Source organism: Campylobacter sp. RM15925 (assembly GCF_012978775.1).
Classification (GTDB): Bacteria; Campylobacterota; Campylobacteria; order Campylobacterales; family Campylobacteraceae; genus Campylobacter_A; species Campylobacter_A canis.
The window spans coordinates 154,019-178,364 of the sequence record NZ_LIWP01000003.1; the positions used below are offsets into that span (position 1 = coordinate 154,019).

The 24,346-nt window shown below is 37.7% G+C and carries 17 protein-coding genes; 11 read left to right on the forward strand and 6 right to left on the reverse strand.

Annotated elements, in window-relative coordinates; genetic code table 11:
• Positions 1–16: 16 nt before the first annotated feature.
• The 9 genes from pbpC to CDOM15925_RS03090 all read left to right on the forward strand — a co-directional run bounded on the left by pbpC (position 17) and on the right by CDOM15925_RS03090 (position 14,526).
• Positions 17–2,185 (forward strand): penicillin-binding protein 1C, encoded by a 2,169-nt coding sequence (gene pbpC / locus CDOM15925_RS03050; protein ID WP_169940965.1) that lies wholly within the window; start codon positions 17–19, stop codon positions 2,183–2,185.
• Positions 2,185–7,377, forward strand: coding sequence for an alpha-2-macroglobulin family protein (locus CDOM15925_RS03055; RefSeq protein ID WP_169940967.1), 5,193 nt, complete (start codon positions 2,185–2,187; stop codon positions 7,375–7,377). The genes pbpC and CDOM15925_RS03055 overlap by 1 nt, the downstream gene beginning before the upstream one ends.
• Before the next feature lie 138 nt (positions 7,378–7,515).
• On the forward strand, positions 7,516–10,134 hold the full coding sequence (locus CDOM15925_RS03060) for a valine--tRNA ligase (RefSeq protein ID WP_169940969.1): 2,619 nt from the start codon (positions 7,516–7,518) through the stop codon (positions 10,132–10,134).
• A gap of 20 nt (positions 10,135–10,154) precedes the next feature.
• Positions 10,155–10,310 carry a hypothetical protein gene (locus tag CDOM15925_RS03065; protein WP_169940971.1) on the forward strand — a complete coding sequence of 52 codons (156 nt, stop codon included), beginning with the start codon at positions 10,155–10,157 and terminating at the stop codon, positions 10,308–10,310.
• A gap of 184 nt (positions 10,311–10,494) precedes the next feature.
• Positions 10,495–11,451: a methionine ABC transporter ATP-binding protein gene (locus tag CDOM15925_RS03070; protein WP_169940973.1), complete on the forward strand. Its 957-nt coding sequence runs from the start codon at positions 10,495–10,497 to the stop codon at positions 11,449–11,451.
• Positions 11,451–12,125: a methionine ABC transporter permease gene (locus CDOM15925_RS03075; protein ID WP_169940975.1), complete on the forward strand. Its 675-nt coding sequence runs from the start codon at positions 11,451–11,453 to the stop codon at positions 12,123–12,125. The genes CDOM15925_RS03070 and CDOM15925_RS03075 overlap by 1 nt, the downstream gene beginning before the upstream one ends.
• 264 nt (positions 12,126–12,389) lie before the next feature.
• Positions 12,390–13,166, forward strand: a complete 777-nt coding sequence (locus CDOM15925_RS03080) for a MetQ/NlpA family ABC transporter substrate-binding protein (protein ID WP_169940977.1) — start codon at positions 12,390–12,392, stop codon at positions 13,164–13,166.
• Positions 13,167–13,503: 337 nt separating this feature from the next.
• A complete protein-coding gene (locus CDOM15925_RS03085) occupies positions 13,504–13,740 on the forward strand; it encodes a MetQ/NlpA family ABC transporter substrate-binding protein (protein ID WP_169940979.1) in 237 nt (78 codons plus the stop codon).
• 177 nt (positions 13,741–13,917) lie between these two features.
• Complete coding sequence (locus tag CDOM15925_RS03090; protein ID WP_169940981.1) at positions 13,918–14,526, forward strand: DedA family protein; 609 nt, start codon at positions 13,918–13,920, stop codon at positions 14,524–14,526.
• Positions 14,527–14,543: 17 nt separating this feature from the next.
• Here CDOM15925_RS03090 and mog read toward each other — a convergent pair whose 3' ends face one another.
• The 6 genes from mog to CDOM15925_RS03120 are packed head-to-tail and all read right to left on the reverse strand — an operon-like array spanning position 14,544 to position 22,118.
• Entirely contained in the window at positions 14,544–15,083 is a 540-nt protein-coding gene (gene mog, locus CDOM15925_RS03095) for a molybdopterin adenylyltransferase (protein ID WP_169940983.1), read from the reverse strand.
• 51 nt (positions 15,084–15,134) lie between these two features.
• Complete coding sequence (locus CDOM15925_RS03100; protein WP_169940985.1) at positions 15,135–16,802, reverse strand: AAA family ATPase; 1,668 nt, start codon at positions 16,800–16,802, stop codon at positions 15,135–15,137.
• Positions 16,789–18,033, reverse strand: a complete 1,245-nt coding sequence (gene mtaB / locus CDOM15925_RS03105) for a tRNA (N(6)-L-threonylcarbamoyladenosine(37)-C(2))-methylthiotransferase MtaB (protein WP_169940987.1) — start codon at positions 18,031–18,033, stop codon at positions 16,789–16,791. The genes CDOM15925_RS03100 and mtaB overlap by 14 nt, the downstream gene beginning before the upstream one ends.
• Positions 18,030–19,622, reverse strand: a complete 1,593-nt coding sequence (locus tag CDOM15925_RS03110; protein WP_169940989.1) for a mechanosensitive ion channel domain-containing protein — start codon at positions 19,620–19,622, stop codon at positions 18,030–18,032. Before CDOM15925_RS03110 ends, mtaB begins: the two co-directional genes overlap by 4 nt.
• Complete coding sequence (aroB, locus tag CDOM15925_RS03115) at positions 19,619–20,659, reverse strand: 3-dehydroquinate synthase (RefSeq protein ID WP_169940991.1); 1,041 nt, start codon at positions 20,657–20,659, stop codon at positions 19,619–19,621. Before aroB ends, CDOM15925_RS03110 begins: the two co-directional genes overlap by 4 nt.
• 43 nt (positions 20,660–20,702) lie before the next feature.
• Positions 20,703–22,118 (reverse strand): COG3400 family protein, encoded by a 1,416-nt coding sequence (locus CDOM15925_RS03120; RefSeq protein WP_169940993.1) that lies wholly within the window; start codon positions 22,116–22,118, stop codon positions 20,703–20,705.
• A 36-nt stretch (positions 22,119–22,154) separates the two neighbouring features.
• Between CDOM15925_RS03120 and tgt the strand changes: the two genes are divergently transcribed.
• Together tgt and CDOM15925_RS03130 are read left to right on the forward strand one after the other, a co-directional pair.
• A complete protein-coding gene (gene tgt, locus CDOM15925_RS03125; RefSeq protein ID WP_169940995.1) occupies positions 22,155–23,273 on the forward strand; it encodes a tRNA guanosine(34) transglycosylase Tgt in 1,119 nt (372 codons plus the stop codon).
• A 112-nt stretch (positions 23,274–23,385) separates the two neighbouring features.
• On the forward strand, positions 23,386–24,346 hold a 961-nt coding region (locus CDOM15925_RS03130; RefSeq protein WP_211436654.1), incomplete at its 3' end, for a cache domain-containing protein.

The window sequence follows — 24,346 nt, forward strand, 5'->3', positions numbered from 1 at the left end:
CTGATATAATTTTACAATGAATAAAAAATTAATCAAGCCTTTCATCTATATAGCAGTTTTTTGCGCCGTTTGCTTTGCGCTGTTTTTGGTACTGGACTACGCCTATCCGCTTAATAGAAACGCTTTAAAAAGAGAAAATTCGGTAATTATATTTGATAAACACGGCAAGATAATCACAATGCGTCCAAGCAAGGATGAAATTTGGCGTTTTGAGGCCAAAAACATACCAAAAGTGCTAAAAGATAGCGTTTTGCTCTTTGAGGATAGATACTTCTACTACCATTTTGGCTTTAATCCTTTTTCAATGGCTAGAGCCGCGCTTCATAATTTAACCCACAAAAACCGCATAGGAGCTTCAACCATAACAATGCAAGTAGCCCGCATGATGAGTCCAAAAGAGCGGACATACGCAAATAAAATCAAAGAAATTTTTACCGCCTTTCAACTTGAATGGCACTACACAAAAGATGAAATTTTAAAATTTTATTTTAATCTCGCTCCTTATGGCGGCAATATAGAAGGCGTTGGAGCGGCTGCGAGGTTTTATTTTAATAAAAATCTAAAAGATCTAAGTATTGCTCAAATGGCTCTTCTTAGCACGATTCCTAAAAACCCAAACGCAAATCGTCTGGATAAAAAATCAAATATAAACTCGCTTAAAAACCGTGTCGTAAAGCTACTTTACGAAGCTAAAGTGATAGATAAGAGCGGATTTAACAGAGCTAAACAAGAGCCTTTTAAAAACCAAAGATTTAGCGCCCCTTTTGAGGCCAAGCAATACTCTCAAATCGCTCTAAAAAGCGGTATATCAAACTCAAATTTAGATCTTGGTTTCCAAAAAATTTTAAATACGAATCTAAAATTTACGGCAAATTCTCTTATCCAAAAAAAGGCTCATAATGCCGCAGGAATCATAATAGACAATGAAAATATGAGCGTTATAGCCTATGTAGGCTCACATGACGAAAGAGCGCTTGAAGGGCAAAACGACGGCGTTTTAATGAGTAGAAACGTTGGCTCAACTCTAAAACCTTTTATATTTTCACTTGGGCTTGACGAGGGGATTATAACGCCTAAAATGCAGATGATAGATACGGAAATTTTCCTTGGAGAATACGTCCCTAAAAACTATGACAACGAATTTCTAGGACTAGTTTCGGCTACCGAAGCGCTCGCTCTTAGCCTAAATATCCCCTCTGTAAATTTAAACAACAAACTTGGAGAAAATTCTCTTTACGAGCTACTTAAAAGGTTAAATTTAGTCCAAAAAAGTAAGGAATTTTACGGCGAGAGTATAGCTTTAGGAAGCGCTGAAATGAATCTTTTAAACTTAGCTCATCTTTACACTATCTACGCAAACGAAGGCAGGCTAAAACCGCTTGAAGTAGCGGGCAAAATCATAGATAAAGACATGCAGCTCATAAGCCCGCAAAGTGCGTTTTTAACCGCTAAAATGCTCTCAAGCGCCTCAAGAGCTTACCTTGGGATGATATGGCAATACGCCAAAGATACTCCGCAAATAGCTTTTAAGACGGGTACAAGCTACGGCTCACGCGACATATACGCCATAGGAGTTAATAAAAACTATACCGTGGCTGTTTGGTTTGGAAATTTTAACGGTAAAAAAACAGACAATCTAAGCGGAATTCACGATGCTTCAAGGGCTGTTTTTGATATATTTAAGCTGCTTGCGCAAAGAGAAAATTTAAGCTTTATAAATAGACCAGAAAATATAGCTTATGAGCCTACCTGCCTTGACGCTTTTGCGTTTAAAGAGTGCAGAAACAAACAAGAAGACGAGCTCATCAAGGGAGTTTTACCAAAGGATAAGTGCAAGATGATTCGTAGCGAAGAGATAGCGTTTTTGCTTAAAAATAACCAAATTTCAAAAGATGATTTGCTAAACAGCCCCTGCTATGATGAGTTTAAAAAATTTAGACCGCTGATAGCTGCGCCGTTTAACAATCAAATTTTATTAAGTGACGATAATACAACTAAAGTTGTGCTAAAATGTTACGCATATATCGGTGATGAAATTTATTATAAATTAAATCAAAACGAGTGGCAAAAAAGCCAAAACGGCATGGATAATATGCTGTTTTTAGATTTTGGCAAACACAAGATCGGATGTCTGGATGAAAATTCAAATTTAAGTGAAGTAAATATCGAAATAAGGAGGTTTTAATGCTTTTAAGGTCTTTACTGGCTATGCTTTTGCTAGCTTTTAATCTCAATGCTTTTATCCTGACGGGTGAGCTTAAAAATGCCAACGGCGAAAGCATAATGCTTGGCATATCAAAAGATAAGCCGTTTAAAAAATCGCAAATCGGCACCATAACGCATAAAAAGCTTTTAGAGTGTACTCCGGAGCTTGATGCCGTATATGAATATGCGCAAGACTACCTGATCGTATATCCAAAAAACGGCTTTAGAAAAGGGGTTGATTATACATGCAAAAATAGCGAATCTTCGATTAATTTTTATGGAGGAAATTTTATACTTGATTCTTTATTTATATTTTCAAGCAAGGATTTTTCGGTAAATTTTAACGACAAACTAACCGAAGAGGAATTCGTAAAAAACGTAAAAATTTACAATAAAGACAACCTATCCAAACACGACGTAAAATACAAAATAACAAAAAACGGCGACAAGGGTTTTGTCATAAAGATACTTGAAGAGCCTAAAAATTTAGAATTTTTTATATCTAAAAATTTAAAAAATATAGCGGGCGGAAATTTAGACGATGACTATATAATTTCCGCCAATCAAGACTCCTCTGAACCAAATTTCGTCGATAATCCAAAGGCAAGAACCCTCATCCTTGATATGCTTGAAGCCAAGAGTCTTGAGGGCGGCAAACTAGCTGCTAGGCTTTATTTAAAAGACTGGATATCAACTTACGATAACAACATCAAGAAATTTATAAAGATACAAGGCGTTGAGAGCTTTCAAGTAAGCGAAACATACTACAACTCAGACAGTATGGCAAACGAGGGGTATTATTATTTCATAGATATCACAAGTGATGAATTTAAGCCTCAAACCAAGTATCAAATCAGCTTTAACGAAGGCTTTGGAGATGACTATGCGCTTGTAAGAGAGCGGGTTGATTTTGATATAAAATTTGGCGATTTAAATCCGTTTTTGAAATTTAGCGACAATATGCTCTATATCTCAAACATCGGCGAAATCGGCATAGAAAGCGTAAATACCCCTACCGCCAAAGTAGTAGTAGAAAAGCTAAAAGAGCAAAATTATAGATATTTTTTAAATTTCAATAGCTCAAATTTAAACTCTTATGTCGAAGAAGTTGCAAGCAAAAACTACGAGCTGGGCGGAGTTAAAAACGAAATTTTAAAGCATAAAATAAAGCTTGATTTTCCAAATAGCGGTGATGGCGTATATCTCATAACGATTTATTACGACAAAGATAAAAGAGCACAAAAAGCGGTATATCTAAGCGATATCGGACTTAACGTAAAAGTCTCAAACGATGAAGTGTTTTTGTTTGCTTCAAGACTTAGCCAAAATGCCGTAGTGGCAAATGCCGACGTTAAAATTTACTCGGTCAAAAACGACGTAATCGCATCAGGTATAACAAACGACGAGGGTGTTTTTAAATTTAACAAAAAAGGCATAGGTAAAGATATAGCTTCCGCAACCGTTAGCCTCGGAAAAGAACAAGGGTTTATAATACTTGCTCAAAACGAAAAGCTAAACTCAAACGGATATTTTCAAACCGGTGATAGAGCCGAAAAATACGATGCTTACGTGCATTTTGCAAGCAATATCATAAGACCTGAAGAAAATATAAAAGGCGAGATAATCATCAAAAACGAGCTGTTTAAAGCTCTTGCAAAGATGCCGGTTAAGATCAAAATCAAAGATCCGCAAAATAAAATCATCTTAAATAAAAATTTTCAGACCAACGAACTTGGCGTAATAAATTTCGATGAATTTATCAACTCGGCTTTAACAGGCTCGTTTAGATTTGAGATAATCTTTGCAAATAAAATCATAGGCGAATATAATTTTTCGGTTGAGTCATTCACTCCTCAACGCATAAAAAACAGCATAGCGCTTAAAAAGAAAATTTACGGCATAGACGAGATAATCCAAGCCGACTTGCAAAGCAACTATCTCTTTGGCTCGCCTGCTTCAAATTTGCAAGGAAACGTAAGCCTTCAGCTATATCAAACAGAGTATAAAAACGATAAATTTAAAGACTTTAAATTTAGCAACGACGAGCTAAAAAACAACAGCTTAAACCAGATAGAAAAACCTGTAACTCTTGATAGCAACGGCAAGGCAAGCAAGATTTTTAAAATATCCGATTTAAGACCTGAATATACCGCAAGTATCGTCGGAGGCGCGATTGTATTTAGCATAAATGATGACGGCAAAAACGTAAGTTCAAGCGAAAATTTAACCATATATCCTTTTAAATCGATGGTGGGCATAAAAGCCGATAAAGACTACGTAGACACCAATGAAAACGTGAATTTCAGCTTCATTAGCATTGATCCTTTTACATCAGAAGAGATAAAAGATACTCCAAAGGCTATCGAGATAAAAAGAAAAATTTGGAGTTATAACTTTGATAGTCAAGGCGTATTAAGATGGAACAGCTCTTACGAGCTAGTAGAAAATTTATCTCAAGATACAAATAATTTTACATATAATTTTACGCAAAGTGGTGATTATGAAGTTATAATAAGCGACGTTTCAAGCGGACATAGCGCGAGCGTTCGTATCGACGTAAGCGGTTGGGACTATAGCTCCTTGCAGCCTACAAAAGAGCTTGCCAAAGCTCAAATCAAGCTAAATCAAAAAAGCTACAAAAAGGGTGACGTGATGAGCGTTGATGTAAGTTCTGTGCTTAAAAACGCTCTTGGCATCATCACTCTTGAAAGCGACGGAGTTAAAAAATACAAAGTAGTAAATATCCAAAACAACTCCGCAAACGCTAAATTTGAGCTTGATTTTGACTTTGAAGGATTATATGTAAGCGCTACGATTGTGCGTGTGGCCGATAATGACCTGCTTCCATTTAGAACTTACGATAAGGTTTATGCAAAAGCCGATAAATCACACAGAATGCTAAACGTAAGTGTAAATGCACCAAAAACGGTTAGGTCAAACTCCAAATTTAAAGCAAGCGTAAAGACCGATCCAAACGCAGAAGTTACTCTCTTTGCCGTTGATGAGGGAGTGCTTCAAGTCACAAATCAAAAACTAAAAAGCCCTCTTGAATTCTTCGACAAGATGCTTGCTGATTTCGTTCTTGACTTTGACATCTACTCAAATTTGACAGGGTTTAAAAAAGAAGGCAAAGTTCTTAGCTTCGGTGGAGACGGCGCTATGGCTCTAATGGAGATGAGAATGGCGAAATTTGCAAGCCCTGTCGATAAGAAAAACATCAAAACCTATATCAAAATGCAAACAGCAAAAGCCGACGCAAACGGAGATGTTAGTTTTGACGTAGAGGTTCCAAGCGACTTTAACTCTCAGATAAATTTAGCCGTCATAGCGGCAACTGAAAATAAATTAGGCAGTAGCGTAAAAGCCGTTGATGTAAAAGACGATATCATCCTTAAACCTACGCAAAGCGCTTACTTTATAAAAGGCGATAACATAAACTACATCTTAAGAGTTATAAATACCACAAACGAAGCCAAGGAGCTAAATTTAATCCTTGAGACAAATTTAAAAGCCAAACTTGAAAAAGATAAGATAAGCCTAAAGCCAAATGAAAATTTAAAGATAGCAGTTGCACTTGACGTAAACGACACAGGCAAGTCGTATCTGAAATTTAGCGCAAATGACGGTAAAGAAACTTATAGTCATAAGCTAAATTTTGATGCTATACACCCTTATCCGCTTAGTACTTTTGCAAAATCATTCCAAGCAAGCGAGCAAAAGACGATAACTCTTGATAGTGATTTTAAGAGCATAAGAATAGATGCGTCAAATTCTATAAAAAGCATGCTTGGGGCAAATAGCGATAAGCTTATCAACTATCCTTACGGATGCTCAGAGCAACGCTCTTCAAGGCTTTTAGAGCTAAACTATATGGTTTTAACAAACAAAGACAAAAGCAAAGCTCAGGCAAAAGCCGATGAAGCCGATGTTAAGAGATTTTTAAATGTAGGACTTAACGACCTCATTAAAATGCAAAAGAGCGACGGAAGTTTTGGATACTGGAGCGAGCTAAGCTATACAAACAACTTCGCTTCGATTTATGCCATAGATACTATCTTAACGCTTGAAAAATCAGGCTTTGAAATAGATAAGGCGGTAAAATCAAGAGCGATAAAATGGCTTGAAAATTTTGGCTCAAACGACAATTTCCAAGCTCTATACGCAGCTTATATTTTAAGCGGACAAAAGAAGCTTGATCGCTCGGTTTTAAATGCGCTTTACGATCAAAAAAGATATACAAACAGCGCGCTTGACGGATATTTGATGGCGGCTATCTTAAAAAATGAAGGGCTAAGCAAAGAAAGCTCAAAAGTGCTAAAAGAGATAAGTAAAACTTTTTACGATAAAGAGAGCGACCTGCCTGATAACTTCGGCTCAAGGATAAGAAACACCGCATTTATGCTACTAATACATGCAAATCACTTTGAGAAAAACGCATTTAGTGATGAGATGGCGGATTATCTAATCAAACAAGTTGATAAACTCTACTCGACTCAAGAGAGAGTCTTTACACTAAGAGCACTTAGAGAATATATCAAAGACACAAGCAGCGAGAATAAATTTAAGCTTATCAACGACGGTCACGAGCTTAAATTTGACGGACTAGGCGCTATAAATATCACGCCTATCAAGCCTGAGATCACGATCGTGCCTGAAAAAGGCTCAAGCGTATATCTTGGAGTGACAAGCTATGCCTACAAGCCGCTTGGGATAAATCACAAATTTGATAAAAAAGGGCTTGATATAACGAGAAAATTTGTCGGCAAAGACGGCAAAGAGATAGATATCAACAACCTTAAGCTAAATGACGTGATATACTCTAAGCTTATGATCAAAACCGATGATTACATAAGAAACGGCGTTATAAACGAGCAAATCAGCCCTTGCTTTGAGATCATAAACGAAAACATAGCTCCAAATTTAAGAACCAAAGCGACCACAAATACGCTAAATGTAGAGCATAACGTGATAGCTGACGATAGAGTTCTTACATTCTACTCTCTTAGCTCAGGATACATGAATGAAAAGGATAAGACACCGTTTACTCTTTACACTCCGCTTAGGGTTGTGATGAGCGGCAAATGCATGCTTCCTGCAGTCATTACCGAAAATATGTACGATGAGAGTATGAGCGACTACGATTTAGCTCAAAAAGAATTCGTCGTAAAATAACTTCACAAAAAGCGGCTTTGTTAATTAAAGCCGCTTTTATTATCCTTAAATTTCAGCCTACTTTTATAAATTTAATCGCCCTATTAGTAAAATTCTGATAAAATCGAGCATTTTTGATAAAACCTAAAAGGATTTGAAGTGAGTTTTTACAACGCAAAAGAGGTTGAAGAAAAATTTTATAAAATTTGGGAAGAGCGCGGATATTTCGAGATTGACGCAAACAAAGATATCCAAAAAGAAGGTCGTAAATTTTGCATTATGATGCCTCCTCCAAACGTAACCGGTTCTCTTCACATAGGACACTCTCTTACCTTTACGCTTCAAGACATAATGACAAGATATAAAAGAATGGACGGCTACAAGACGCTTTGGCAGCCTGGACTTGATCACGCAGGCATAGCCACTCAAAACGTCGTTGAAAAACAGCTTTTAGCTCAAGGAATAACAAAAGAGAGCATAGGACGCGAAGAGTTTGTAAATCGTGTATGGCAATGGAAGGAAAAAAGCGGTGGCATGATAGTTCATCAGATGCGCCGTCTTGGGATAACTCCTGCTTGGAGTCGCCAAAGATTTACCATGGATGAGGGGCTTAAAAAAGCCGTTAAAAAAGCCTTTGTAAAGCTTTATGAAAACGGTACCATCATTCGCGGAAACTACATGATAAACTGGTGCACGCACGACGGAGCGCTTAGCGATATCGAGGTTGAGCACAAAGACAACAAAGGCAAACTTTATCATATAAAGTATTATTTTGCCGATGAGCCTAGCAAATTTGTAGTAGTCGCTACGACTCGTCCTGAAACCTACTTCGGCGATACAGCCGTAATGGTCAATCCAAACGACGAAAGATATAAACATTTGATAGGTAAAAAAGTAATCTTGCCCATCATAAACCGCGAGATAGAGATAATTGCCGATGAGCACGTGGATATGGAGTTTGGAACAGGACTTGTTAAAGTTACTCCGGCTCACGATATGAATGACTACGAAGTCGGCAAGCGCCATAATTTGGAGTTCATCACATGCTTTGACGAGGCCGGAATTCTAAACGAAGAGTGCGCGCAGTTTAAGGGTCTTGAGCGCCTTGAAGCAAGAGATGTTATCGTTTCAGAGCTTGAAAAAATCGGCAATATCGAAAAGATTGAAGACTATGAAAATCAAGTAGGCTACTGCTACCGCTGCAAAAATGTCGTAGAGCCTTACATCTCAAAGCAGTGGTTTGTAAAACGCGAGATAGCCGATCAAGCTATAGCTGACGTAAGCGCAGGGCTTGCTAAATTTTATCCTCCGCACTGGATAAATAGCTTTAACGCTTGGATGAGAGAACTTCGCGACTGGTGTATATCTCGCCAGCTTTGGTGGGGACATCAAATTCCCGTTTTTTATTGCGATGATTGCGGCCATGAGTGGGCTGATGAGGGCGAACCGACAGAGTGCAGAAAGTGTAAAAGCAAAAATTTCCATCAAGATCCGGACGTGCTTGATACTTGGTTCTCTAGCGGTCTTTGGCCTTTTAGCACGCTTGGCTGGGGTAACGGCGATGAGCTTAAAGATGAAAAATGGTTTGAAGAGGATTTAAAAGAATTTTATCCAAATAACCTACTGATAACAGGCTTTGATATACTATTTTTCTGGGTTGCAAGGATGATGTTTCAGGGGCAAAATGCACTAGGCAAGCTTCCTTTTAGCGATATATACCTGCATGCTTTAGTTAAGGACGAGCAAGGCAGAAAGATGAGTAAAAGCCTTGGAAACGTCATAGATCCGCTTGATAGTATTGAGGAGTATAGTGCGGACATCTTGCGCTTTACGCTTGCCTTGCTTGCGGTTCAAGGACGCGACATAAAGCTTAGCGAAGATAAGATGAAGCTGGTAAGAAATTTTACTAACAAGCTTTATAACGCTAGCAAATACTTACTGTTAAACGAGAGCAAATTTGAAGATCTTCATAAGATAGAGCTTAAAACAAAGCTTGGAATTTATATGGCTAGCCGCTTTAACGAGTGCGTTAAACAGGTGCGCGAAAATATCGACGCTTACCGATTTAATGACGCTGCAAATGCACTTTATAAATTCCTTTGGGATGAATTTTGCGACTGGGGAATCGAGCTTAGCAAAGCCGATAAAAGTAGCGTAAAAGAGCTTGGAAGTGTGTTTAAAGAGGCGATGAGGCTACTAAGTCCTTTTATGCCTTTTATAAGCGAATACCTATATCACGAGCTAAGCGGTACAAATTTAGAAAACTCTAGCTCGATAATGATCTCGCGCTATCCTGAGATAAAAGGGCAAAATTTAGAGATCGAAAGAATTTTTTCACTCGTAATCGAAGCGATAGTAGCTATAAGACGTGCAAAAGCGACTATCGATCTAGGAAATTCAAAGATCTCAAAGGCTTATGTAAAGCTAAATAGAAGCGAAAATTTAAGCGAGGCAAAAGAGTATATCGCCCTACTTGCCAAATGCGAACAAATTGAATTTGTAAGCAGCAAGATAGATGACGCTGTATGCGATGTAAGCGAAAATTTAGAGGTATTTATCTCGCTTGAAGGAGTTGATATGTCGGCGATGATAAGCAGATTAACCGCGCAGAAAAACAAGCTTGAAAAAGAGATAATTAAGCTTTCAAACATGCTTAATAACGAAAAATTTGTGGCAAATGCTCCTGCTGATGTCATAGAGACAAACAAAGCTGGTCTTGCAAGCGCAAAAGAGCAGTTTGAAAAAGTAGAAGCTGAGCTTAAAAAATTCAGCAAATAAATTTTTAGGAAGGAGAAAGAATGCAATATTTTGGAATAGGCGGTTTTTCACTCGGAACGCTAATAGCGGTTGCTCTTTCTTGGGGCGCAAACAAAAGCATTTTGTGGGCTATAATTCATGGATTTTTTAGCTGGTTTTATGTGATATATCATTTGCTAATTAAAAATAAAAGATAATAACCGTAGAAAGGATGAACATGAAGGGTTTAGGATTTGGTGGATTTACACTAGGCACTGTTGTTGCGGTAGCTCTATCGTGGGGCGCAAACAAAAGTATTTTATGGGCGATTATACATGGATTTCTCAGTTGGTTTTATGTAATTTATTATTTTCTATTTAAATAATAAGGCATGAAAATTTAATGATAGAAATTTCGAATTTAATCAAATACTATGGCGATACAAGAGTCATAGATGATGTTAGTTTTACGGTAAATGAGAGCGAAATTTTTGCACTTGTCGGACATAGCGGAGCGGGTAAATCCACCCTGCTTCGCTGCATAAATGGACTTGAGAGCTACAAAAGCGGCTCTGTTAAAGTATATGGCAAAGAGATAAAAGATATCAGCGCAAATGAGCTTAGACATTTTAGGAAAGATGTCGGTATGATATTTCAGCATTTTGCCCTGATGGCTAGAAAAAACGTATTTGATAATGTCGCAACGCCGCTTGAGTTTTGGAAATATCCAAAAAGCGAAATTCAAAAAAGAGTAAGCGAGTTGCTTGATCTTGTAGGACTAAGCAACAAATCAAAAAGCTATCCAAGCGAACTAAGCGGTGGTCAAAAACAACGCGTAGCCATAGCTAGAGCGCTTGCCTTAAATCCTAAAATTTTACTAAGCGACGAGGCGACTTCGGCCCTTGATCCAAATACGACAAATTCGATTCTCGAGCTTTTAAAAAAGATCAATCGCGAGTTAAAAATAAGCATAGTTATCGTTACTCACGAGATGGAAGTGGTAAAATCAACCGCACATAGAGCGATCCTACTAGAACACGGCAAAATCATAGGCTCAGGAAGCATCGAAGAGCTATTTTTAAAGCCTGATGAGAAGATGAAGGAATTTTTAGGAGAGGTTGAAATTTTGCCTCAAAGTGGTGTTAATATACGCTTGTTTTTTCCAAAAGAAGTAGCGCAAAAAAGTATCATAACTCATATGGCGCGAACGCTAAATGTCGATTTTAACATAGTCTGGGGCAAGCTTGAAAAGCTAAACGAAAACGTCCTTGGCTCGCTTGTGATAAACATAGATAAAGAAGACGAGCAAAAAGTGCTAGAGTATATCAAGCAAAGTGGCGTTTTATGGGAGGTGGCGTAATGTTTGGGATAGATTTTTCTAAATTTCTAAGCGTGTTTGAGCGAATTTTACTTCCTGCGATAAATGAGACGCTTTATATGAGCTTGGTTTCTACGTTTTTAGCATTTTTACTTGGGCTTATTCCCGCAGTGCTTTTAGTGCTTAGCGATAAAGACGGACTTAAGCCTAACAAAAAGCTATATTTCGTGCTTGACATACTTGTAAATACGCTTAGAAGCTTTCCGTTTATAATACTCATCATCGTACTTTTCCCATTTACTAAGATGATAGTCGGAACAAGCATAGGCACTACGGCTGCGATAGTTCCACTAACTATAGGTGCCGCTCCTTTTATCGCAAGGCTCATTGAAAGCGCACTAAAAGAGGTTGATAAAGGTATAATTGAAGCTGCAAAGAGCTTTGGAGCATCAAATTCGCAGATCATATTTAAGATAATGTTCGTTGAAGCGCTTCCCGGCATAATATCTGCCATAACCCTTACTTTGATAGTTATAGTCGGCTTTTCGGCAATGGCAGGAGCGGTCGGTGGGGGCGGTCTTGGAGCGGTTGCGATCAACTACGGATATCAACGCTTTAGGCCTGACATAATGCTTTATACCGTAGTTATCTTAATCATAATGGTTCAAATTTTCCAATCAATCGGAAATTTACTCTACAAAATAACAAAAAAGTAGCATTTTGTGCTACTTTTATTTTTTTTTAAATATTTTTTATCTACAATCTCAAAATTATTTCAAAAGAAAGGATTGAAATGAAATCAGATATGTGCGAAATGTGTCGTTGTGTAAAATTTAAGTCGTCGAAAGACTAACGCTAAGCACAAATTTCTTTTTAAGTGCTTAGTTCAAGCTAAACATTTAAAAAGAAATTTAATAAGCTTCTCGCCTATACTATCCTTTTAAATGAATTAGCTGCATTTAAAATTTAAAGGATAAAAAATGAAATTTTCTAAAATTCTACTTGGTGCACTACTTGCAGTAACTTTAAGCTCAGCCGATAAAGCTAAAACAATCATAGTTGGCGCTACACCTGTTCCTCACGCAGAAATTCTTGAAGTTGCCAAACCTCTACTTGAAAAAGAAGGCTTTAAGCTTGAAATAAAAGAGTTTAACGACTACACGATCCCAAATTTAGCAACCGAAGACGGTGATCTTGATGCAAATTTCTTCCAGCATTTGCCTTACTTAAACGAATTTAATAAAAACAAAGGCACTCATCTGGTTAAAACAGTAGGTGTTCACCTTGAGCCAATGGGAGTTTATTCGGCTAAAATAAAAGATCTAAACGAGCTAAAAAACGGCGACACCGTAGCGATACCAAATGATCCTACAAACGAAAGTCGCGCACTAGACGTGCTTGCAAGCGCAGGACTTATCAAACTAAACGATAATCCACTTAAAACTCCACTTGATATCGTGGAAAATCCTAAAAATCTAAAATTTAGCGAGATCGAAGCGGCGCAAATTCCAAGAACGCTTGGAGATGTAACTATAGCTGTTATCAACACAAACTACGCTCTAAATGCCAAGCTAAACCCATCAAAAGACGCACTTGCTCTTGAGAGCACAGAAAGTCCTTATACAAACTACGTAGTAGTAAAAGCTGGTAATGAAAATAGCTCTAAAACAAAAGCTTTGAATAAAGCCATAAATTCAGATGAGATCAGAAGCTTTATAAAGAGCAAATACGAAGGCGCTATACTTCCGTCATTTTAATTTACTTTTGGAGGGTTCGCCCTCCTTTGCTTTCACACAAAAGCTTTTAACTTTAATTTTATAAATTTGTGATAAAAGAGATAATTCATTGCTTTACCCCAAAAATATAGCCACATATCAAGGCAATCTTGATGCAAATTCATTCCAACCTTTGCCGTATTTTGATGAGTAAAATAAAAACCTAGGCTTAAATTTGATTAAAACCGTAGGCGTTCATATTGAACAGATGGGCTTTTACTGCAAAAAACATCAAATGTCTAAAAAATTCGAAAGTCGCTATCACATACGATTCTAGCAACGGCAACATAGTGCTTAGAATTATCAATAAAATGGCATTATGAAGATATATAAAAAAGCTACTCAAGCCACTTTACACGATATTGTGAAAAATCCTAAAAACCTAAAATTTATAGAGCTTAAAGAGGCGCAAATCCAGCACTCATTTGACGATGTAGATCTGGCGGCGATCAGCACAAATTTAATGCCTGATATGGATATGACCCCGTCAAAAGTAGCTCTTGTTATGAAAGATATCGATAGTCCTTACACCAATACAATAGTAGCGATAAGATAAAAGCGCTTGATGATGCCATAGCAAACCCTCAAGCGAAAGAATTTATAATCAAACGCTATCAAGGCGCGATATTGCCTGTGTTTTAAATAAAAAGACTTACCAAGTCTCTTTTGAAATAAAGTTTTAAATCAAATTTCACTACAATCTCTCTTTAAATTTAAATTATAAAGGGCTTTTTTGCTTAACGATATTATAAATTTCATAGTTCAGACCGTTAGCGACTGGGGATATATCGGCATATTTTGCATGATGTTTTTGGAAAGTTCGTTTTTTCCATTTCCTAGCGAGATAGTTATGATACCTGCGGGATATCTTGCAAGCAAAGGCGAAATGAACATCATTATAGCCTTTTTAGCGGGCACAGGAGGCTCTTTAGGAGGGGCTGTGTTTAACTACTACTTGTGCTATTTTTTCGGAAGAGGTCTGATAGAAAAATACGGCAAATTTGTAGGAATTACAGAAGAAAAAATGCAAAAATTTGAAAATTTCTTTAATAAGCACGGTGAAATTTCTACATTTAATTGCAGGTTAATTCCTGGAATTCGTCAATACATCAGTCTTCCTGCAGGACTTGCCAAGATGAATCTGCTTAAATTTTCTCTATATACGACACTAGGTGCTGGAATTTGGGTGGCGATTTTACTTGCAGTGGGATATTATTTAGGGACAAATTACGATAAAGAGCTGTTTAAAAATATAATCATATCAATACTCGTAATTTTAGCGGTTATAACAGCGATTTATATCTATATAAAAAGTAAAAAAAATAACAAAAGAGAGTCTTAGCCTCTCTTTTAATTGTATTAAGAAATCTTCTTTTGCTTTGGTCTAAAGACCTTCATTATATTTTCATCGGTTTGTATATATCCGCCCTCTATAAGGTCTATACAATACGGAATTGCAGGAAATATCGGCTCTAAACACTCACGAATGGCCTTTGGGTTGCCAGGCAAATTTACTATCAGGCTGTTTTTACGAATTCCTGCGGTTTGACGTGATAAAATAGCTGTAGGGACGTACTTTAAGCTTGCGGTTCTCATAAGCTCGCCAAAGCCCGGCATCATCTTTTCACAAACAGCCTCAGTCGCCTCAGGAGTTACGTCGCGAAGTGCAGGACCCGTGCCGCCTGTTGTTAGTATGAGATCGCATTTTAAGTTATCGCTCATGTTTATGAGTCTTTCTTTGATTAACTCAAATTCATCGGGAATCACCTCATATACATACTCACATTCACTTGTTATCCAACCGTCTAAAACTTCTTTTATCGCAGGCCCTGATAAATCCTCGTAAGTACCGTCGCTAGCTCTATCGCTAAGCGTTAAAATTCCTATTTTTATCTTCATAAATTTTACTCCGTTTTTAAAATATGTGCGATTTTAGCATATTATTGCAAATCATTCATAAGAGCTTTGTATTATATTTTTAATACTCGCCTTGTCTATACTTTCATTTGCTAGTATGTATTCGCAAATTCTTTCCGTTTGATCCTTCATACCGCGTAAAAATTCCGATATCTCACCGTAAGCCTCTTGAAGTATAGCCTCAACGTCGGCAGGATTTGGCACAAGGGTTTTGCCCATGCCGTATTCAAAGACCATATTTTGAGCGATCTCTTTTGCTTTTGCTATGTCGCTATGCGCATTTGAAAACACATCATCCCTACTCTCTTTTAGCGCACTCATACCGGCTAAGCATACCTTTATGCGAGAAAGCATTTGAGTCTTGGACTCTATCTCTCGCTCGGCAGCTCTGAAGTGATCTTCCACAAGTGAAATTTTTTCAAATTCAACCCCAAACCAATAAGCACTTAGAGCCTTTGCGCTCTGATAAAGAGCTTGAATTTTCTTCTCTTCGTCGCTATAGCTAAGCACTCGTTTTTTACCAAGCAAGACTTTATTAAGCACGCTTTCAAAATCACTCATATCTATTGTGCCTTTGTTGTTCCTAAGTGCGTTTATGGCCGCTTCATTAACCAAAGTGGCAAGTGCGGCTCCTGAAAAACCGACACTTATCTTAGCGATATCCTCAGGCGATACGCTAGAGCTTTTATCTTTCAGATACGATTTTAAAATTTCAACTCTGTCTGAAAAATCAGGCATCGATAGATAAATTCTCCTATCAAACCTGCCCGAGCGAAGCAATGCCTCGTCTATCATCTCGATCCTATTTGTTGCAGCTATCACTATGACGCCCGAGTTATCCTCAAAGCCGTCCATTTCGGTAAGAAGCTGATTTAGTGTAGCCTCGCGCTCATCGTTTCTACTTCCGCCGCGCACTTTACCCACTGCGTCTATCTCGTCGATAAAGATTATCGAAGGAGCATAAGCCTTAGCCTTTAAAAACAGCTCTCTAACCCTTTTTGCCCCCATTCCTACGTAAATTTGCACAAACGCCGCACCGCTTTGGTAAAAAAACGGTACGTTAGCCTCTCCAGCTACGGCCTTTGCCACAAGCGTCTTACCGACTCCGGGAGGTCCTATCATAAGCACGCCTTTTGGCATTTTGATACCGAATTTTTTATATTTAATAGGATTTTTTAAGAAATCCACTATCTCGCTAAGCTCAAATTTTACGTCTCTTATGCCCGCTACATCGCTAAAGCTTACGTTTGAGATAGCAGGCATCACCGAGCTTGCAAAGATATTTTCAGAATCATAAACATTAACTTTTTCGCTATTTTTGCTTTCGTTTTTTTGTCTTAGCTTAAATCTTGTATAAAAAAACAGCGCGCCGTAACCAAGCCCGATAAGAAAAATGATCGCTAAAATTTCTTGCACGATAGGGTACTCTTTATCTATACTTACGGGCACTTTTTGAACCAATTTATTCATATCGATTCCATCTTTAACGATAGAGTATTTGTGTCCGCCGCTGGTTGTTATGATTATCTCATCTTGCGCCACCATGGCTTTTTTGATCAAATTTCCGTCAAGTAATTGCTCGTAACTTTCATATATTAGGCTTTTAGGTCTGTTGCTTAAGACCACATTAAGCATCAAGATAGCCAGTATTAAGGCTAGAGCCAAAATGATTCCCTTTTTGCCAAGTTTAAATTTGCGCATAGTTTGCCTCACTTTTGATCTCATACTCATCTAACACCACCCACTCTTTTTGTATATCTTTTTTAGTTTTTATCTTAGCTTTGTTATAAAATTGATCAAATCCTTCATAAAATTCGCCGTTTCTCTGTTCAACTAAGATATTTAAAGCTGTCTTATTATCACTTCTAAATTTCAAATTATTTTGCACCACTATCTCTTGGAGAATTTTCATCCTCTTTTTTGCCACATCACCGCTTACATCGATCTTCATCGTAGCAGAGTGAGTATTATTTCTTGGTGAATAAGCAAAGCAGTGCAAGTGAGTGAGTGGAAATTTCTTAAAATTTTCTAGTGCCTCGGTCCAAATTTGCTCGCTCTCTCCCGGATGTCCTACTATAAAATCAGTCCCAAGAGCAAATCCAAGCTCCGCTAGTTCTAAAAACAGCTCAATATCTTTAAGCGCCCTGTTTCTGCGTCTCATTATCCTAAGCATATCTTCGCTTGTATGCTGAAGCGCGATATGAAGATGTCTTTCCAGCCAACTTTCTTTTAAAATTTCTCTAAAGCTCTCATCTATCTGGCTTGGCTCGATACTTCCAAGGCGAATTCGCTTTATGCCGCTAAGCTTGCCAAGCCTATGAAGCAAATATCCAAGAGATGAGCCTGTGTCTTTGCCGTAGCTGCCGATATTAGTTCCGGTTAAAACCAGCTCGTTATAGCCGTTTGATGATAAAATTTTAGCCTCTTTTAGTATGCTTTCTTCATCCATACTTCTTGCTTTGCCACGTACCGAGGGGATAATGCAGTAGCTACAGATGAAGTCGCATCCTTCTTGAATTTTGATAAAAGCCTTGGTGTGATTTTCATAGTTTGTAACGATATTTTTATCGATACTTTCTAAATTTCCAAGCTCAAAAAACGGGTTTTTAAATTTTAAGAGCGAATTTATGTCTTCCTTTTTACTAGCCCCTATCACACCAAAAACAGAGCTTTTATCAAAAAGCTCCCTGCCCTTACTAACCGCACCGCATCCTGTAAGTATTACCCTTGCGCCACGTTTTTTAACGCTGTTTATATAGCTTCTAGTGCCGCTATCTGCACTGTTTGTAACGGTGCATGAGTTTATCACTACGATATCGGCTTCGTTTTCGTTGTTTGTGATATCGTAGTCTTTTATGTAGCTTTTCATAAGCTCGGTATCATAGATATTTGTGCGACATCCAAAGGTTTTAAAGTAAATTTTCTCTCTCATAAACTTACTTCTTCGCTATTTTCTATCGGTTTTTTCTCTGCCGCCTGCACACGCTTATCCATATAAATAGTCTGAGTAGGATATGCTATCACGATATCGTCTTCCGCCGCAAAACTTTCGATGATCTCGGCACTTATCGTGCTTCTAAGAGTTAGCGTAGCAAAGGAATTTGTCATATACCAAACAGAAATTTTCATACCGTGAGGCTCGATCAGAGAAAAAATTCTAGGCTCCACGTTTGGATTTTTAATACTGTATTGATTTCTCAGCTTGCTCATCTGCTTTTTAGCGATATCGGTGTAGCCTTTGGAGTATTTGCGCACGATATTTTTCATGATATACATCGCTTTTTTATGGTTTGAGTCAAAGCTAAGCGTTATATCTATACCGTCCCAAACCGTCTTCATGCCTTGGTGTGAAAAATTGGCTATAAGATCAGTAAATATATAGTTGTTTGGCACGAAGATGATACGACCCGCACGGCGATTAAACATATAAGTATTTAGAGTTACATCTTCATAAATCGTCATCCTTAAAAGCGAGATATCAATGATGTCGCCTACGAAATTTTCACCGTCCTTTCGCACCTTGATACGATCCCCTACGTGAAAGCTACCGCCAAAAACGATAACCGTCCAGCCAAGCATGCTCATAAACATATCTTTCATAGCAATAGCGATACCCGCCGAGGCAAAACCAAGCACGGTAACCAGATAAGTTACGTTTTCGATATAGGCAAAAAGCAAGATAACGATAACAAGAGTGATATTTACCAAATTTATAAATTTGTTCGCCGTATATAAGCGCTCGTTGTCAGCTATAGTCTTTTTAGTGATAAATTTAAATAAAAACGAAAGAACTATGATAATAACTAATAAAATTGCAATATTAAGAGCTTTTACAGCCTGAGCCTTTATATCCTCGCTTGCTCTATCCATAGCTTCGCTAACTCTTTTTTCATAGACGCTATAAGTTGTTTGGGCTATATCCCTAGCAGCGTTAAATTCAACTATCTCTTGCCTAAGTTCTATAAGATCGCTCTTAAATTTTTCATCATCGTTCAGTCTTACGATATTTGATAAAATTTCCTCTTTTTTATTAAGTTCGGTTATGATCTTATCAAGTCCCGTTAAGCGCTCTTTATACTCGTCCTTTTCGCTTCTAAGCTGCTTTATGTAAGAAAATCCCGAGATAACTGCCACGGGATTTGTGATCTTTTGTAAATTTTCTATCTCCGGAGCCGTGATCATACTCGAAAATGGCGCTTTTTCAAATTCTTTTAAAAGCTCTATCTGCTCTCTTAGCGTGTTTTGTTTTTTTTGCAGTTCAAGCATCTTTTCGCTGTTTGATTTAGGCACTTTTTTTAAATTAGCTTCAACCTCTGCAAGCTCGGCTGTGAGCTTTTGAAAAGTATTATAGTTTGAGTATCTGGTTATCCAGATATTGCCCGATAACTGCTCGTCGATAGAGGTAAGTGCGGTTCTTAAATCAAGCAAAGCGGCCTCTTTAGTGGAGTTATAATCCTGCGCCACTTCATTTGCACCAAAAGCAAACAAGCAAAAAACCAAAGATACAAGCAACTTTTTCATCTGAACTCGCTTAAAATTTCCATTACGATATCCTTATTGATATCTTTTCTTATCTCATATCCGCCAATTCCTTTTGCCAAGATAAATTTGATAGCTGAATTTTCACTCTTCTTGTCAAGGAAAAACGCTTCATAAAAGCTGTGTGCGTTAGCTACGCTATATCTTGTCGGAAGGTTAAATTTAAGGAGCAAATTTTCAACTCTGTTTTTTTCTTCCGAGCTTAAAAGCCCTAGTTTAACGGCTAGTGCGTTAGCCATATTCATCCCGATGGCTACGGCTTCACCGTGTAAAAATTTCTTATACTCAGTCTCGTTTTCTATCACGTGAGCAAAGGTATGTCCGTAGTTTAGCACCGCTCTTACGCCCTTTTCAAGCTCATCGGCCTCAACGGCCTTAGCCTTTAAAAGCACGCTTTTATATATAAGCTGCTGTAAATTCGCTTCATCTTGCAAATTTGCGCCCTCAAGCCACTCAAACATATCTTTATCAAACATCACAGCCATCTTTATAGCTTCGGCTACTCCTGCTACAAATTCGCGTTTTGGAAGCGTTTTTAGAAATTTACTCTCGCAATAAACGGCTCGCGGTTGATAAAACGAGCCGATTAAGTTTTTGCCGAATTTATTATTGACTCCCGTTTTTCCGCCCACACTTGCATCAACTTGAGCTAGAAGCGTGGTAGGGATGTTTATAAACTTAATCCCTCTTTGATAAATACTTGCCACAAATCCCGCCATATCGCTTATCACGCCGCCGCCAAAAGCTATGATAACGCTACTTCTATCAAGCTTGCTGGTAAAAAGCTCTTCTAAAATTTGCTCTATAGTGCTTAGGTTTTTATATTCCTCGCCATCCGGCACGCTTATTATAAATTTTTCTTTACATTCTAAATTTTCAAGCAAGCTATTAAGGTGCAATCCTGCGACTTTCGGATTAGTTATAACGGCTACTTTGGTATCAAATTTAAGCTCTCTTAGCTCATTTATAAAAACGGTGTAGTTTCTTGATTCGTCTTTTAAATTTATATCGATTTTCACGCTTTACCTTAATATTTTATTAACTCTATTTTATCTAAATTTCCTAATTTATCGGTATAAAAATTTGGATATTGTCGCTTAATTTGCCATAAAGCCTGTTCATATCGTTTGAAAAAATAGCAAAAATATCCCTCCTGCTCATCTTTTTAGAAAAAGATATGAACTGAAGCAGATTTTTTTCATTTGAAAGTTTTACGAGCGGATTTTCACTCTTATCGTTTATGATCTCAACCTTCTTTCCAAAAATTTTAGACAAATTTTCAAAGTGCTCAACGATACTTTGATCATCGTTTGAATTCATAGTATCAAAATGATATAGCGTGATATCCACATCAAGTTGCGAGCAACAATCAAGTATCACCGAAGAGTGGCTCTCCATATCCTCACTTCCGCTTAATATAACGCCCTTTTTAAGTTGGCTTAAATTCCCGACTCCTATCTTCATAACAGGCTTTTTGATATCAAACAAAAGCTTTTTGTTGGCTTTAAAAAATTTATTATCGGTTATCACAAGCCCTATATCAAATGCCAAAATATCAGACTTTATCACACTAGCCGAGCATGAGAAATAATCAAAAGATATGATTATGGAGCTGTCTTCAAGCTCTTTTAGCCTCTCGTAGACAGGATTCATAGTCGGGTTTATCACTTTTATATACAAGCGACGATTATTTAGACGCTCATTTAGCGCTATACTCTCGTCAATCAGCCTCATGCACTCGTCTTGGCTCATGTTTCTCATATCCAAAAGAGTATATAAATTTAACCCAAACGGACTAGGAAACTGCCCTTTTTCACGCTTTATGCTTTTAAATACGCTTAAAAGCACACTTGGTTCGCCGACTATGAGCAAGGTATCGTTTGGCAAGATCATCAAATTTGGACGCGCTATCATAAAATTTGATCCACGATAAACCATAGCGATACGCCATTTTTTCTGCTGCACGGAGCCTATGTGGCGATACATGAAAGAGCTTCCCACAGGAACTTTGACCTCCATTATCTCGCCTTCGCCAAGACCTATATTATCGGCTATCACCGGCATATCCGGAAGATAGTCCATAAGCCTAATTGTCATTATATTTCGTCCGTCAAGTAGCGTCAAATGCTTATCTTGGATTATTTCATTATCGTCATTAAGCCCCCACGTATCAAAGATAAGCATGTCGGTTTTTTTGCTTATTTGACGTAAATTTCTATAAACGCTAAGAGCTTCAAATTTATCCTCAAGCACTATCAAAAACTGGCTAAAATACCCATCAGCCACGCGTTTTAGTCTATCAAGGCTGGTTGGATCAAAGTTATAAAATGAAAAATTTTCTATCCTAAGCCCGTTAGGCACGATGCCCTCTTTGTGGGTTATGATACTGTAGTGATGCGAACTGTTCTTGGTTACAAACAATCTTTCTAAGAAATGTTTTGCTACAATTCCATCTGCAATTATCAAAATATTTTTCATAACAACTCCAAAATTTAAAAAGGACATTATAGCAAAATGACTTTTAGTATAGATAAAACGGACGGCAACGCACGCGCAGGCACTTTAACCACAGCTCATTCAACCATACAAACTCCCGTTTTTATGCCTGTAGGAACAGTTGGCGCCGTTAAGAGTTTAGACGCAAACGACATGATGGAAATTTTAGACGCCAAGATCATTTTAGGAAACACATACCACCTATATCTACGCCCTACTAGCAAAGTCGTAAAAGAATTTGGTGGATTGCATGGATTTAGCAAATTTAACCGCTCTTTTTTAACCGATAGCGGCGGCTTTCAGGCGTTTTCTCTTAGTAAAATTTCAAAGCCTGATGAACACGGAATCCATTTTAAAAGCCATATAGACGGTAGCTCTCACTATTTTACGCCAAAAAGCGTGCTTGATACGCAGTATGATCTAAACTCAGACATCATGATGATACTTGATGATCTTATCGCCCTACCAGCCGAGCCTAAACGCGTCGAGCTTAGTATAAGAAGGACGATAAGTTGGGCTAAAGAGGCTATTGGTTATCACAAATTCAAACAATCTAGCGGTGCAGGACTAACGCAAAATATATTTGGTATCATCCAAGGCGGAACGGACTATGAAGCGCGTAAATTTTGTGCCCAAGCGCTTTGCGAGATGGAATTTGACGGACTTGCGATAGGCGGCTTAAGCGTAGGAGAGAGCAACGAGCAGATGTATGATACGGTCGAGGGAGTTATGCCTTATATAGACGCAAATCGCCCGCGATACCTCATGGGAGTTGGAACGCCTGAAGATTTGGTAGAAAACGTAGAGCGTGGAGTTGATATGTTTGACTGTGTAATGCCGACCAGAAATGCGCGAAACGGAACTTTATTTACAAGCTTTGGCAAGATAAATATCAAATCGGCCAAATTTATAAACGATCACGCACCAATAGACCCTGAGTGCTCATGCTATACTTGCCAAAACTACTCGCGCGGCTACCTAAATCATCTCTATAAAGCGCGCGAACTTACATTTTTCCGCTTAGCAAGTCTGCATAACTTGCACTACTATCTAAATTTGATGAAGCAGATGAGAGAGGCGATATTGCAAGGTAAATTTAGCGAATTTAAGAGAAATTTCTATACCAAAAGAAACTAAAATTTTACACAAAAACCAAATTTATTTTATTGATTAATTGTAATTTAATATTATATAAATAAAATATTAACTCCAATAAAATAATTTACAAAAATATAAAAAGGAGTTTATGGTGTTGAGGAAAATTTCGAGCAAGATAGCTGTTTGTATATTTTTATTATTGTCGGTTGTATTTTTTATAATGGCAATTATAAATTACAGTAAGACAAAAGACGTTCTTTTAGATGTCACGCACGGTTCTAAGGAGTCGACGGCTCTTGCGAGTAGTATATTTGTAGATGAGTATATGAGCTCAAGGATAAAAGCTGTAGAGGATGCGGTAAGTTATCTTGAGCACAACCATGAGCTGCTTTTTGGAGACAGGTCAAATTTGATAAAAGACCTTGCTAATGTAACTACTTTTATGAACTTGGAGGAGTTTTTTATAGGCTTTGCAAATGACGGGGAAATGGCTACCATATCATTAACCGAAGATAGGAAGAAGCCTAAAGTAGCTGTTTTTAATATGCAAAATAAACAATACGATGCAAGAACTCGCGGTTGGTATAAGACCGCCGTTGCAAAAGGAGGGCTTGCATTTACAGCTCCTTATGTAACCAAATCAAAAGGCTTGCTTGTAATGAGTGCCGTAAAACCTGTTGTAGTAAATGGAAAAGTAGTTGCGGTACTTGGAATGGATATGCTTATAGATGAGCTTGCCAAATCACTTGGTGGAATCAAAGATAGTCCAAGCGGAGTTGTGTTTATCATCGACATGAGCGCAAAAACCATGGTTTATCATCCAGACAGAAAGCTTGTGGTTGAAAAAGATGAAAATAGTGCAAAAGTGGTAGAAAATTTTATAAGCTACTACAATCAACATAACGGCAAAACATTTTCATATGACATAGACGGTAATGAAAAATTAGCCGCTTGCAGTATGTATGATACTCTAAATTGGTTGGTTTGCTCTACGAATTCGGTTTCTGATTATGATGCTACATTGAGAACAATTTTATTTGAACAGACGATATTTTTTACCGTTTTTATAATAATCATTGTTACCGTCTTGATATTCATCGTCTCTCGCTTCC